The 13,547-nt window shown below is 54.1% G+C and carries 12 protein-coding genes; 8 read left to right on the top strand and 4 right to left on the bottom strand.

Annotation, left to right across the window (positions count from 1 at the left end):
- Positions 1-50 precede the first annotated feature (50 nt).
- Entirely contained in the window at positions 51-752 is a 702-nt protein-coding gene (locus OH144_RS20975; RefSeq protein WP_266204203.1) for a DNA repair ATPase, read from the bottom strand.
- A 212-nt stretch (positions 753-964) separates the two neighbouring features.
- Here OH144_RS20975 and OH144_RS20970 point away from each other — a divergent pair, with 212 nt between their 5' ends.
- The 3 genes from OH144_RS20970 (at position 965) to OH144_RS20960 (ending at position 3,069) form a co-directional block, all read left to right on the top strand.
- Complete coding sequence (locus tag OH144_RS20970) at positions 965-1,372, top strand: 6-pyruvoyl trahydropterin synthase family protein (protein ID WP_266204202.1); 408 nt, start codon at positions 965-967, stop codon at positions 1,370-1,372.
- Positions 1,335-2,030 (top strand): GTP cyclohydrolase I FolE, encoded by a 696-nt coding sequence (gene folE, locus OH144_RS20965; protein ID WP_266204201.1) that lies wholly within the window; start codon positions 1,335-1,337, stop codon positions 2,028-2,030. Before OH144_RS20970 ends, folE begins: the two co-directional genes overlap by 38 nt.
- Positions 2,031-2,151: 121 nt before the next feature.
- A complete protein-coding gene (locus OH144_RS20960) occupies positions 2,152-3,069 on the top strand; it encodes a TIGR01777 family oxidoreductase (protein WP_266204200.1) in 918 nt (305 codons plus the stop codon).
- Between the two features lie 115 nt (positions 3,070-3,184).
- On the opposite strand, the gene OH144_RS20955 is transcribed toward OH144_RS20960, so the two are convergent.
- Positions 3,185-5,518 (bottom strand): penicillin-binding protein 1A, encoded by a 2,334-nt coding sequence (locus OH144_RS20955; RefSeq protein WP_266204199.1) that lies wholly within the window; start codon positions 5,516-5,518, stop codon positions 3,185-3,187.
- Positions 5,519-5,710: 192 nt separating this feature from the next.
- Between OH144_RS20955 and OH144_RS20950 the strand changes: the two genes are divergently transcribed.
- From OH144_RS20950 to OH144_RS20935, 4 genes are all read left to right on the top strand, one after another.
- Positions 5,711-6,214 (top strand): hypothetical protein, encoded by a 504-nt coding sequence (locus OH144_RS20950; protein ID WP_266204198.1) that lies wholly within the window; start codon positions 5,711-5,713, stop codon positions 6,212-6,214.
- 376 nt (positions 6,215-6,590) lie between these two features.
- Positions 6,591-7,379 (top strand): class I SAM-dependent methyltransferase, encoded by a 789-nt coding sequence (locus tag OH144_RS20945; RefSeq protein ID WP_266204197.1) that lies wholly within the window; start codon positions 6,591-6,593, stop codon positions 7,377-7,379.
- Positions 7,380-7,438: 59 nt separating this feature from the next.
- On the top strand, positions 7,439-8,320 hold the full coding sequence (locus OH144_RS20940; RefSeq protein ID WP_266204196.1) for a UbiA family prenyltransferase: 882 nt from the start codon (positions 7,439-7,441) through the stop codon (positions 8,318-8,320).
- A gap of 42 nt (positions 8,321-8,362) precedes the next feature.
- The gene (locus OH144_RS20935; protein ID WP_266204195.1) at positions 8,363-8,836 is read left to right on the top strand and encodes a hypothetical protein; all 474 of its coding nucleotides are present in this window, start codon (positions 8,363-8,365) and stop codon (positions 8,834-8,836) included.
- 840 nt (positions 8,837-9,676) lie between these two features.
- Here the strand turns inward: OH144_RS20935 and rho are convergent.
- Entirely contained in the window at positions 9,677-11,458 is a 1,782-nt protein-coding gene (gene rho, locus OH144_RS20930) for a transcription termination factor Rho (protein ID WP_266204194.1), read from the bottom strand.
- A gap of 286 nt (positions 11,459-11,744) precedes the next feature.
- Here rho and serS point away from each other — a divergent pair, with 286 nt between their 5' ends.
- Positions 11,745-13,019: a serine--tRNA ligase gene (gene serS / locus OH144_RS20925; protein ID WP_266204193.1), complete on the top strand. Its 1,275-nt coding sequence runs from the start codon at positions 11,745-11,747 to the stop codon at positions 13,017-13,019.
- 112 nt (positions 13,020-13,131) lie between these two features.
- Here serS and OH144_RS20920 read toward each other — a convergent pair whose 3' ends face one another.
- Positions 13,132-13,539: a hypothetical protein gene (locus tag OH144_RS20920; RefSeq protein WP_266204192.1), complete on the bottom strand. Its 408-nt coding sequence runs from the start codon at positions 13,537-13,539 to the stop codon at positions 13,132-13,134.
- Between the last annotated feature and the right edge of the window lie 8 nt (positions 13,540-13,547).

Below are 13,547 nucleotides of genomic sequence, written 5' to 3'. Positions count from 1 at the left end.
CAAACTTTTTAAGTTATCGCTTTTAGGAAAGTCAAAAAAGTATAACCCTACTACTTACCCACCTGCAGCAGCTTGGCCCGGACGGCATCTACGGCTTTCTCCATGTCCTGCACGCGCAGGCGGCTCAGCTCCTGCTTCTGCTGGTTCACCTGCACCTCCTGCTCCAGTTGCTTTAGCTCCTCGGCGTTGCGCACCAACTCGGCCTCCAGCTCCTTACGGCGCTGCTTGTTGCGCTCTATACTTAACTGTATGCTGTTGGCCTCCTTCACCACACGGTCCTGCTCTGCCTTGGTGGCCTTCAACACGTCCTCTGCGGCATTTATCTGCCGGAACACATCCTCGCGGTACAGTTTTTGGGCGAAGGCCCGCATGAATTTCTCTGCGGCGGCATATTCCTTGGGGGTGGCAGTCTTGTTCAGGTAATCAGTCCCCAGGTCCAGCGTCCACCACACGTTGCTGCCCATGGCATCGCTGCTTACCACCGAGTAAAGGCGCATGGGCTCCTTTGAGATAACCTCCAGCTTGGCTGCGTCTACTGTTATCACGCCCTTTGACACCTTTACCCGACCGGCCTCCTCGCCCAGGTAATCCTTCCAGGATCGCTCCACGGTTTTAGGGTCCAGCTGCACCGAGAGCTGCTGTCCGCGCCTTGCCACGCCCAGCACCTCCTGCTCCACCTCTTTTACCTGCACCGACTGCGCCTGGCAAACGCCGGCCACCAACATAAAAATGGCAAGTATACATCCTCTCATACGGCTCCTGTTTTTGTACTCCGATAGGTTTGATTGATACACGAAGTTAAAGAATAGGCGGCAGATGGGCGAAGGCAAAACGAATTAATTTAGAACCCTTTTGGTTTGGGATTAGGGCAAGCAACGCTAACTTTGCAAACTTATGGCACTCGCAGTCAGAAGTGATCGGGGATGGAGCCAAACTTTACCGACCAATAGCTGTTTAAAGCACTATGAGAGTAACCGTTTGCCGGAAGGAACACTTCAACGCCGCGCACAGGCTGCACAACCCCGCCTGGACGGAGGAGCAGAACAGCGCGGTTTTCGGACTGTGCAACAACCCCCACTACCATGGGCACAACTATGAGCTGATCGTGAAGCTGACGGGCCCTGTAGACCCCGAGACCGGGTATGTGTACGACATGAAGAAGCTGAGCGACCTGGTAAAGGAGGAGGTGATTAGCAAGTTTGACCACCGGAACCTGAACCTGGATACTGCCGAGTTCCGGGAGCTGAACCCAACCGCCGAGAACATAGCGGTAGTGATCTGGAACAAACTACGTGGCAAGATCAGCCCCGATTACGAATTAGCAGTACAACTGTATGAAACTGAAAGAAACTTTGTGGAATATAATGGATAACCACGACCTGGAGAACGAAGAGGCGATGGACGACCACGTGATGAGCTCTTTGGAGACGCCCATGCGCGCTGACGCGTTTGACCTTTCCGACGACGAGAAAATCACCATCATTGAGGGGCACTTCCGCGAGATCATGCACACGCTGGGCCTGGACCTGAAGGACGACAGCCTAAAGGGCACGCCGCACCGTGTGGCCAAGATGTACGTGAAGGAGATCTTCAGCGGCCTGCACCCGGACAATAAGCCGCACGCGCGCCGCTTCGAGAACAAGTATAAGTATAACAAAATGCTGGTGGAGCGCGACATTACGGTGTACTCCTCCTGCGAGCACCACTTTGTCCCGATTATTGGAAAGGCACACGTGGCCTATATCCCGAACGAGCACGTAATCGGGCTTTCTAAACTCAACCGCATTGTGCACTACTATGCCCGCCGCCCGCAGGTGCAGGAGCGCATGACCATGCAGATAGCCAACGAGTTGAAGCAGGCGCTGCAGACAGAGAACGTGGCCGTGCTGATAGAGGCCGACCACCTGTGCGTGATGAGCCGCGGTGTGAACGATGTGAGCAGCAGCACCATTACGGCGGAATACTCAGGCTTGTTTGAGCAGGAGCAATACCGCACGGAGTTTCTGGGCCACATCCGCACCAAACGTTAACCCCTGCCCCTGCTGGCACGCCTTCCAGCGCCGACTTCTTACATTCCAAAGTAATATAAGAAAACTTAAATATACCTAAGTTGCGTATAGGTGAACTTACTGTGCCAACAAACACAAGCTTATGCCAGGAAAAATACTCATAACAGGAGGCTCGGGATTAGTAGGGATGCGTTTATCGGAGCTGCTGATAGACCAGGGCTACGAGGTGGCGCACCTTAGCCGCGACCCCGACAAGGTATCTACCTACAAAACTTTTAAATGGGATGTAAAGGCAGGCCATATTGATGAGAGCGCCCTCACCTATGCCGACTACATCGTGAACCTGGCTGGCGCCAGCATCGCCGCTGAAAAGTGGACCGATGAGCGCAAGAAAGAGCTGCTGCACAGCCGCGTGGACAGTTTAAACCTGCTCCACAAGTGCCTGAGCCAGTCGGAGCACCACGTCAAAGGCTTCATTTCTGTGTCGGGTAAGGATATCTACGGCGACTCCGGGGACCAGTTAGTGTCTGAGGAGAGCACCTACGGCGATGATTTCCTGGCGGAAGTATGCAAGGCCTGGGAGGCAGCAGCCTGGCAGATGCGCGACCTGGGTCTGCGCACGGTTATCCTGCGGCTGGGCATCGTGCTGAGCATAAAGGGAGGCGCCCTGCCCCTGATGGCCCGGCCCGTGAAGATGATGGCGGGCGCTCCGCTTGGATCCGGCAAGCAGTACATGTCCTGGATTCATATTGATGACCTGTGCCGCCTGTTTATCCGCGCCATTGAGGACACGCAGTTTGAGGGGGTGTACAATGCCGTAGCGCCGCACCCGGTTACCAACAAAGAATTTACAAAAGAGCTGGCAGAGGCCATGAATAAGCCCCTGGTGCTGCCCAAGGTGCCTGCCTTTGCTATTAACCTGATGATGGGCGAGATGAGCGAGGTGGTGCTGGCCAGCCAGCGCGTAAGCGCCAACAAGGTGCTGCAGACCGGCTTCACGTTTGAGTATAACTACCTGGAGGATGCCTTGGATTCGTTTTATGAGGAAGAGGAAGACTAAAGAAACCATTCCATCAAAGAAGAAGGGCCGGCTATACTTTAGCCGGCCCTTCTTCTTTGATGCTTTGCAGGTGCTTTTAGTGCCATTGCTGACGGCAACACCCGCAGTTTATACTTTACAGAATATCCCCCACATTCAGCAGTTCCAGTATAGAGTCCATCTGCGTGGAGTCTGGCATGGTTTGCTTCGGCAGCACGGTGGTGCAGTTATACTTCTTGCTGATCTTTACGGTAGGCTTCGGGAAGCGGCCCATGGTATAGCCCAGGTCCTTGTCCTGGTAAATACGCTCCATGTATAGCCCAAACACCGGCAGCGCTGTTTTAGAGCCCTCGCCCAGCTGTGAGGTACGGAAGTGGATGCTGCGGTCCTCGCCGCCAACCCACACGCCCGTCACCAGGTCTTTGGTTACGCCCATAAACCAACCGTCAGAGTGGTTGGAGCTGGTACCGGTTTTGCCACCTATCTCATTGCCCTTCCAGAGGTCGTACTCCCACAGTGCCTGCGAGGTGCCGCCCGGCTCCTCCATGCCTCCCTTCAGCATGTGCATCATCAGGAAAGCGGTCTCCTCACTCAGCACTTTCTCCTGCTTGGGCGTGAACTGGTGCAGCAGGTTGCCGTTCTGGTCCTCGATGCGGGTGATGAACATCGGCTCGGTATGGAACCCGTAGTTGGGAAAAGTACTGTAGGCGCCTACCATCTCGAAGACAGACACGTCGCTTGGACCAAGGCCTATCGAGGGCACCGCCTGCAGCGGGCTCTTGATGCCCAGCTTGTGGGCGTACTTTACCACCGTTTCCCATCCTATCTTCTCAGTCAGCTGGGCCGTTACAGAGTTCACCGATTTGCCCATCCCCCGGCGAAGCGTCATCGGGGCGCCCGTATACTCCCAGTCGGCATTATTCGGCGACCAGCTTTTCTTCTCGCCCTTTTCCACGTAGTTGATGGTGACGCGCTGGTCCACGATCTTGTCGCAGGGCGAGTAACCGTTGTCTATAGCGGCCACATAAACGAACGGCTTGAAGGTGGAGCCCGGCTGGCGGCGCGCCTGTTTCACGTGGTCGTACTTAAAATACTTGTAGTTGATGCCCCCCACCCAGGCCTTGATGTGCCCTGAAAAGGGATCCATGGTCATCATGCCGCCATGCAGGAAGTGCTTGTAGTAAGCCAGCGAATCCAGCGGGCTCATCGTCACGGTCTTCTCCAGCGAGTCGTTGTCCCAGGTAAAGACCTTCATCTCGCGCGGGCGGTTCAGTTCCTTGTTTATCGCCTGTATATCGTCGCCGTACTTCTTTTGCAGGCGCTTATAATAGGCGGTGCGCTTGATGGTTGTCTCGATAAAGCCTGGTATCTCGCGGTTCTTCTCATCCACCCACGGGTTCTTGCCTTTCCAGTGGTTATCGAAGCGGCGCTGCAGCTTACGCATCTGCTCCTCCATGGCTGCCTCGGCGTGGGCCTGCATCCTGGAGTCGATGGTCGTGTATACTTTCAGCCCGTCGCGGTAGAGGTCGTAACCGTTGTCCTTGCACCACTCCTGCAGGTAATCGGCCACGGCTCCCCTGAAATAGGTCGCAGGGCCGTCGTAATGGTTCTCCACGTTGTAATCCAGCACCAGCGGCTCCTGGCTCAGCGAGTCTGCTTCGGTCTTATCCAGGTAGCCGTACTTTACCATCTGCCCCAGCACCACGTTGCGGCGGCGGGTGGCGTTTTCGGGGTTAAAGCGGGGGCTGTAGTAGGTCGGGGCCTTCAGCAGCCCCACCAGCACGGCGGCTTCTTCCATCTTCAGCTTCTCCGGTGAGGTGTTGAAGAAAGTCTTGGCCGCTACCTTTATACCAAAGGAGTTGGAGCCAAAGTCCACCGTGTTCAGGTACATCGTCAGGATCTCCTCTTTGGTGTAGCGTTGCTCCAGCTTAATGGCCGTAAGCCACTCCTTGGTTTTGGAGATCACGATGCTGAGTCCGGGAACGTGGCCCAGCACGCCTTTGGAGTCGTCGGTGCGGGTTTTGTAGAGGTTCTTGGCCAACTGCTGGGTAATAGTGCTCGCCCCGCGCGCCTCCCCCTGAAAGGTGCCGTACAACGCCGATACGATCGCCTCCGGGTCGATGCCGGCATGCTCATAAAAGCGGATATCCTCGGTGGCAAGCAGCGCCTGCACCAGTTGCGGCGACAGCTCTTTGTAGGTTACGGGGCTGCGGTTCTCCCGGAAGTACTTGCCGATCAGCTTGCCGTCGGAAGTATACAGCTCGGAGGCTTGGTCGGAGCGCGGGTTCTCCAGCCTGTCCAGGCTCGGGGATGCGCCAAACAGATACAGCACGTTGTGCTCCACGCTCAGCAGGTAGCCCACCACCACAGCAATCCCCAGGAAAAATATTTTCCAGGTAAAGCTTATTACCTTATGGGCTATGGATGATGATGTTTTAGGCTCTTGTACTTTCTCTTGCTCCTTCGGCATCTTTAGCAAATAGCGGCTGTTCCGGTTAAATTCCCAATCGCACTTAATACAAAACGATCACAAAGATACTTTTTGTACACAACTTCCAAGAAGTACACCCTGTATTACTTCGCAAATATTGTTAGAACAAGTATACTTTGACGTGTGCTGGCTATATTTGTTCCACAAGTCGCACCTAAGATCTTCACAAAAATGCAAGATACACTTCAACAGGCCTTTAACCAGACCATCGGGCTCCCACTCAACAAGACCACCCGCACCGAGAAAGTCGTATACTTCCACTTTGGCCACACCCACTACACCACGCCGCAGGGCCTGGTGCTGGATGTGGGTGAGATGACCCTTGCCGTTAACTGCCCCTGGGAGCTGCAACTGACTGACGGCGGCCTGATAAAGCAAAGCGAGATGTACATCCGCAAGCGCGAGGCGGGACTGCCAACCCCGGTTTGGGACTGGAAAAAGCCCGGCTCCAGCATGCTGGACCAGCGCCTGATGGAACTGGTGAACGACAACCCGAACCTGGTGGTGGAGCGCGCGGAGCAACAGGACAACGGGGGCCTGCTGTTATACTTCAGTGACGGCTCTACCCTCTCCGTGTTGCCGGAGCCGGAAAAACCTGCCGCAGAGTACTGGCAGTTCTTCAGCAACACCGGCGACGGGCTGCGGGTGGGCGCCGGCGAGCAGGGCCTGCTGTAATATTTTATACCTTGGCGCAAGTATAGCCCGGCTGCTTTTATACTTGCGCCTGTGTCATAACTTTCACAGATTAGGCTGTTCCTTAGGCAACAGGGTGCCTTCAGGTATAGTAGACAGTCCTCTTGAGGGGACTATAGGGGTGTTTACACCTGCAGATTCACCCGTTTTTGCGCAGACAAGCAGCCCCCTCCGTAGTTTTACCCCCCTGTGGTCCCCTCAAGGGGACAGTCTCTGCATGCTTCTATTACCTTACAGTCTTTGTTACCCTTTCCTGAAAAGTTATAGGATAGTATAAGACATCATACTTGCGCCCATACTTTTAGGCGCATGGAAAACCTTTGATGCTGCTCAGGAGTAACTCAGCAAAAAACAGCCCTTGAACATCCGCCTCCAACTTTTCGAGCTCGAAGACCAGCGCTGGTTCCCGCACGTTATCCGGCAGGGCATGCTCGACTTCCTGCGCTTTATGATTACGCGGCTGAATGCCTACGAAGCCGCGCTGCCGCTGCTGCAGGAACTGCTGGAGCGCACCCACCAGCGCCACATCACAGACCTTTGCTCCGGGGCAGGGGGCGGTATAGCCGCCATCCGGGAGCAGCTGAGCCAACGCATGGGCAACACCGTCCGCGTCACGCTCTCCGACCTTTACCCTAACCTCGACGCGTACCGATACCTGCAGGAGAGCGCAGACGGCGCCATCAGTTTTATACCTGAGCCCGTAGATGCCACGGCTGTGCCCCAAAGTATAAAAGGTGTGCGCACCATCTTCTCCTCCTTCCACCATTTTCCGCCGCACCTGGCCAAAGCTATCCTTCAGGACGCCGCCGACAAGCGCGCCGCCATCGGCATTTTTGAGGGGGCCAGGAAAAGCTGGCTGGAGCTGCTGCTACTGTGGTTGTTCTTCCCGTTGGTTATACTTCTGGTAACGCCCTTCATCCGGCCGTTCCGGCTCAGCAGGCTCTTTTTCACGTATATCCTACCACTTATACCATTGGGGATTATCTGGGACGGAACAGTGTCGCTGCTACGCATCTATACGCCGGAGCAGCTGCAGCGCATGGCATCAGAAGTACAAACAACAAACTATACCTGGCGCTCCGGCCGCACCGGTGCCGGCCCGGGAAAAGACGTGATATACCTGATCGGGTATCCGGAGGAATTTTGAATGAGTGACTACTGGAGTGTGCACTGCGGACAACAAACAACGATAAACGAACCTCGCAATTGAACAGCAAGTATAGCACTGCCCTGACGCTGATGCGCATCCCGTTTTCGGTATACCTGATGCCGATCTTCTGGTTTGCGCTGAGCACGCTGCCCCATGTGGAGGTATGGCGGGCGGTGGCGGTGTTCCTGGTGCTGCACGTGCTGGTATACCCCGCCAGCAACGGCTATAACTCTTACTACGACCGCGACGAGGGAAGTATAGGCGGCCTAAAAAGACCTCCCAAACCCAACCGGCAACTCATGCACCTGGTCCTGCTCTTTGATGTGCTGGCCATACTTTTCAGTTTGCTGCTCTCACCGCTGTTCGCCAGTTTGGTGGCGCTGTACCTGCTCATCTCCAAAGCCTATAGTTACGAGGGCATCCGCCTGAAGAAGTACCCGATCCTGAGCACAGTTGTAGTCACGTTTTTTCAAGGGGCGTTTACGTACGGGATGGTGCAGATAGGCACAGGGCTGCAGCTACAGCAAGTGCTGCAGCCGCCAAATGTTTGGTTTGCGCTGGTAAGCACGCTCTTCCTATGCGGCTCCTACCCCCTTACCCAGATCTACCAGCACGAGGAGGACAGCCGCCGCGGCGACCGCACCCTCAGCCTGCTGTTGGGTATCAACGGAACCTATCTGTTTGCCGCTGTCAGTTTGCTGGCGGGTACGGCGCTGCTGCTATGGTTATACTTCAGCACGGGGCAGGTAGGCAACATTTTCATCTTCCTGCTCTGCACCGCGCCTGTTTTATACTTTTTTGGCGGATGGGTATTGCGCGCGCAGCACGACCGCAGCGAGGTTAACTTTGAGAATACCATGCAGATGAACAAGCTCTCTTCTTTGTGCCTTAGTGGAGCTTTTGTGTTGATGTTACTAGCCCGGACATGGCCGACTTAAACCTGGTTCCGTAGTAGCGAATAACTACAAAGCACAACGCCCATGAAGTTCTTAGACGCCGTAGTGGCGGGCATAGCCGGCACCGCCGCCATGACTGCCTTTCTGTACCTGCTCTCGTTTGCCACGCACCGCGTGATGAAGGTGGTGCGCATCCTGGGCACTATGTTGCTGAACCGCACCCACCCCGATGGCAGCCTTTCAGAGCTCACCGGCACGAAAGTAGCGGGCACAATTGCACACTATGCCGCGGGAATTTTCTTTGCCGTGACTTACCTGGCGCTCTGGAATTCGGGCGTAGGTGTGCCCACAGCCTCCTGGGGACTGTTATTCGGGTTGGCGCACGGGCTGGTTGCGATGGTAATATGGTATTTCTTTTTCATGATGCACCCGCGCCCGCCGCTCATCACGCTCCGCAGCTACCTCACCTCCCTCATTTTTGCGCACATCCTCTTCGGTTTTGTCGCCACTTATACTTTTTACCTGCTGGCAAGGCCGGATTATAGTTTTTGGTGGTAGGCAGGGAGGAAGAATTATCTATTCTCTTTATCTAGTCTAAAGACCTCGCAGCGTGCGCAGCTCCTGCGAGTGTCTGGCGATAGTACCGGGGCTCCCCCCCTGCCCCTCCCCCAAAACAAGTCCGGGATCTGAGACTTGTCTAAGGGAGCCTGAAATTGCTTTAGCTAAAGTATAAGTTTCATAGTTGCTGTTCTCGCACGGACAGGTCGCGACCTGTCCCTACAGGTATAAACCCACCCCTAGCCCCTCCCGAGAGGGGAATTTAACCTCACCCCAGCCCTCTCCTAAGAACAGGAGAGGGAGTTCTGGTAACGATTACACCCCTGTAGTCCCCTCAAGGGGACAGTTGCAGAAGGCAGCGGCTATCGAATATGATCCCAGTCTTTGGGTTGAGCGCCTTGTGAGATCCGGTGCTCAACTTGTTGAGCAGCCGTAGCGCAGCGGAGGCAGGAGGGAACACAGCGCGATGCGGGAAGACGAGCCCTCCCGGGCTAGAGGGAGCCAAAGCCAGAAATGAAACAGTAGGCTTGTAAGTCTAGAGGATGAACGGACGCTAGAAAGTATAGCTTGTGTCAAAAACAGGAAGCAGCGGCTAGGAAAGTATAAGCTGGCAAGTATAAAGTATAGCAGTAAGTATAAAGTATGGCTTTTGAAGCCAGTCGAGTCACAGACCCGACGCCATGGTAGGATACAAGTCTTAAGACTTGCACCATAAATTAAGTAAAGGCACAAGCGGACGCTTGCGCCAGAAATAGCATACTGAAGTATGACCAAAACAAAACAGCCTGCCAAACACGAAGTCTGGCAGGCTGTCAGTGTATGTTAAGCTAACTCCTCTCTTTATCCGTTCATCGAGATCAGGAACTCTTCGTTGCTCTTGGTGCCCTTCATTCTTTCTTTCAGGAACTCCATGGCTTCGATCGAATTCATGTCGGACATGAACTTGCGCAGGATCCAGATACGGTTCAGTTCGTCGCGGTCCATGAGCAGGTCCTCGCGGCGCGTACCGGAAGCCGGAACGTCGATGGCCGGGTACACTCTGCGGTTGGCCAGTTTGCGGTCCAGCTGCAGTTCCATGTTACCGGTACCCTTGAATTCCTCAAAGATTACCTCATCCATCTTAGAACCTGTATCGATCAGGGCTGTGGCGATAATGGTAAGCGAGCCGCCGTTCTCTACGTTACGGGCAGCGCCGAAGAAGCGCTTCGGCTTGTGCAGTGCGTTGGCATCCACACCACCTGATAAGATCTTACCGGAAGAAGGAACCACCGTGTTATAGGCACGTGCCAGACGCGTGATGGAGTCCAGCAGGATCACCACGTCGTGGCCGCACTCTACCATGCGCTTGGCCTTGTCGAGAACAATGCTCGATACTTTGACGTGGCGCTCGGCCTGCTCGTCAAAGGTAGAGGCAATCACCTCTGCCTTTACGCTGCGGGCCATGTCAGTTACCTCCTCAGGGCGCTCGTCGATCAGCAGGATCATCAGGTATACTTCCGGGTGGTTTTCCGAAATAGCGTTGGCAATTTCCTTCAACAGCACGGTTTTACCTGTTTTCGGCTGTGCCACGATCATACCACGCTGGCCTTTACCGATAGGGGCAAACAAGTCCAGGATACGGGTGGATAGCTGGCTTGGGCGGGTTGTCAGTTTCAGGCGCTCCTCCGGGAAGAGTGGCGTCAGGTGCTGGAACGGGATACGGTCGCGGATCTCCTCGGTGGTACGTCCGTTCACGGTCTCCACTTTCAGCAGGGCGAAGTACTTCTCCCCTTCTTTCGGCGGACGGATCTGACCTTTCACGGTGTCACCCGTTTTGAGACCAAATAATTTGATCTGCGAAGGAGAAACGTAAATATCATCCGGGGAGGCCAGGTAGTTGTAGTGGGTAGAGCGCAGGAAGCCGTAGCCATCCTGCATCAGTTCCAGCACACCCTCGTTCAGGATGATACCATCAAACTCTTTAAAGTTATTGGTGTTGGCGGCATTCTGCTGACTGCTACGGCGCGTGTTATCGCTACGGTCGCTGCTGCGGTTGTCGCCACGGTTATCCCTGTTGTCGTTACCACGATTATCATTGCCGCGGTTATCGTTTCCACGATTATCGTTGCGGCTCTCTCTTTCTCCCCTGTTATCGTTGCCGCGGTTATCACGCGCCTCAGACCGGTTCTCACGGGTTTCGGTGCGGTTTTCACGCGCCTCCGTGCGGGTGTCGCGGGCGTCGGTGCGGTTCTCATCTCTGTTATTGTCGCGGCGAACGCGCTCGCGCTGCCCCTGGGCGCCGTGGTCTTTGGCAGGAGCCTCGGCTGGCACAGCAACCGGGGTTCTCTCTTCGCTTCTGGCAGCGGCTTGCATGCGGGGACGTTTTTCAGGCCTGGCAGGAGCCTCTTCCACTTCTACAGCAACTGCAACATCAGCAGACTCTTCACTACCAGCAGATTCGGCTTGTTTTACAGGATTGTATTTTTTTGAGATGGTTTCTGAAGGGGAAACGGCTTGCTGATCGAGTATCTTGTAAATGAGGTCTTGTTTGCTGAGCTTCTTAAAGTTCTTAACACCTAAGTGCTCAGCAATCTCTTTGAGCTCTGAAAGAAGCCTATCTTTCAATTCTTCAATTTTATACATAAATAATGGTATGGTAGTTAACTTAACTTGCCAGGTATCGCGGTGAGCGAACAAAGCGAGAGATTTTCGTTTATTTCAGGAAAAAGAATAGGTTGCGAAAGAGTCAGAGAGGCACGGGAACTATGGCCTTCTTCAAATGTACCGCAATGTTATTGCAATGCCTCTTAATTAACAAATATTACCGGTTGTTTTAGATAAAAAGTTTCAATTTTTGTTTAAAAGATTTCGTAAAAGCCGCTAAATAGTTAAAAAGCTCTATTTTTGTGTTTATACATTATACTTAATTATGCTACAGCTAACAGTTTTAAGAGAGCAGACCGAGCACGTAATTGCAGGCCTGAACAAGAAAAACTACAAAAACGCGGACCAGGAAGTTGCCGCTTTGCTGGAGCTCGACCAGCAGCGACGTCAGATCCAGAACGAGCACGATACACTTCAGAGCCGCGCCAACTCCCTCTCAAAGGAGATTGGCCTGCTGATGAAGAACGGGGAACGCGAAAAGGCCGAGGCCGCCAAAGCCGAAACCTCCGGACTGAAGCTGCAGACAAAATCCTTAGCTGAGCAACTCTCCTCTATAGAGGAGGAAATCCAGAAAGCCCTGTACAAGCTGCCGAACCTGCCGCACGAGAGCGTGCCGTTTGGCAAAAGTGCCGAAGACAACGAGGTAGTGCTGGAGCATGGCCAGATACCTAAGTTGCACGAAGGCGCGCAGCCGCACTGGGAACTAATTCAGAAGTACGATATCATTGACTTTGAGTTGGGTAATAAAGTTTCCGGGGCTGGTTTTCCGTTCTACAAGAAGCAGGGAGCACGCTTGCAGCGCGCGCTTATCAACTTTTTCCTGGATGAGGCCATGAAGGCCGGTTACATGGAGGTGCAGCCACCGATTGTGGTAAACGAGGCGTCTGGCTACGGCACAGGCCAGTTGCCCGACAAGGACGGCCAGATGTATCATGCCACGGCAGACAACCTGTACCTGATCCCTACAGCGGAGGTTCCTATTACGAACATGTACCGCGATGAAATTGTTCCGGTAGAGCAACTGCCCATCAAAAACACGGGCCATACACCATGCTTCCGCCGCGAGGCCGGCTCGTGGGGAGCCGATGTGCGTGGCCTGAACCGTTTGCACCAGTTCGACAAGGTGGAGATTGTGCAGGTAACGTTGCCAGAGAAATCGTATGAGGCGCTGGAGGAGATGAGCAGCTACATACAGGGACTGTTGCAGAAACTGGAGCTGCCTTACCGCGTGCTGCGCCTGTGCGGCGGCGACATGGGCTTCACTTCTGCCCTCACCTACGACATGGAAGTATACTCTGCCGCCCAGGGCCGCTGGCTGGAGGTAAGTTCCGCCTCAAACTTTGAGACTTACCAGGCCAACCGCCTGAAGCTGCGCTACAAAACGGAATCGGGCAAAACACAGCTGCTGCACACCTTAAACGGTAGCGCTCTGGCCCTGCCACGCATTGTAGCCGCCATACTGGAGAATAACCAGACACCGGATGGCATTAATATGCCAAAGGTGTTGCACTCCTACTTAGGGTTTGAGAAGATTTCTTAAGATTTGGAAATGAGAAGGTTTGGAGATATGAAGATGCTCCGAATCAAATAAAGCAAAAGCCGCTGGATGTATACTTCAGCGGCTTTTGCTTTAAGAAGCATTTTCAAATCTCCTACTCTTCCCCTCCGAACTGCTCCAGGTAAGCCTGGTACTGATTTTTGAGTTTATACTTCTTGATCAGGATTTTGGGCTCGTCGAAGTTCTCGGCCTTGAGCTCTTTGGTTTGCAGCAACTGCACCAGCGCCTGCTGCTCATCCTCAGTACCGTCTATACTTTCATAGTCATGCAGAAAGGCGGGAGTTAGCAGCAGCTTGTTCTTCTGTATCGCCACGTAGCCCACCGACATCAGTTTCTCCAGCCCCTGCTCCACTTCTTTCTGTGAGAGCACGGTACCGTCCAGGGCGTCGGCCATGAGCAGAACTTCAGGCAGCGGCGCACCACTTTCTTCACCGGATGCCAGAAGCAGCGCCTCCAGCAATTGCACATCCGTTCCCTGCCAGGTTAAGTTATATTTAGGCATAGTCTTAT

This window comes from Pontibacter kalidii, assembly GCF_026278245.1.
In the GTDB taxonomy this organism is placed as follows: Bacteria; Bacteroidota; Bacteroidia; order Cytophagales; family Hymenobacteraceae; genus Pontibacter; species Pontibacter kalidii.
The sequence above is the reverse complement of the archived record's forward strand: the minus strand, read 5'-3'. Positions and strand labels throughout refer to the sequence as shown.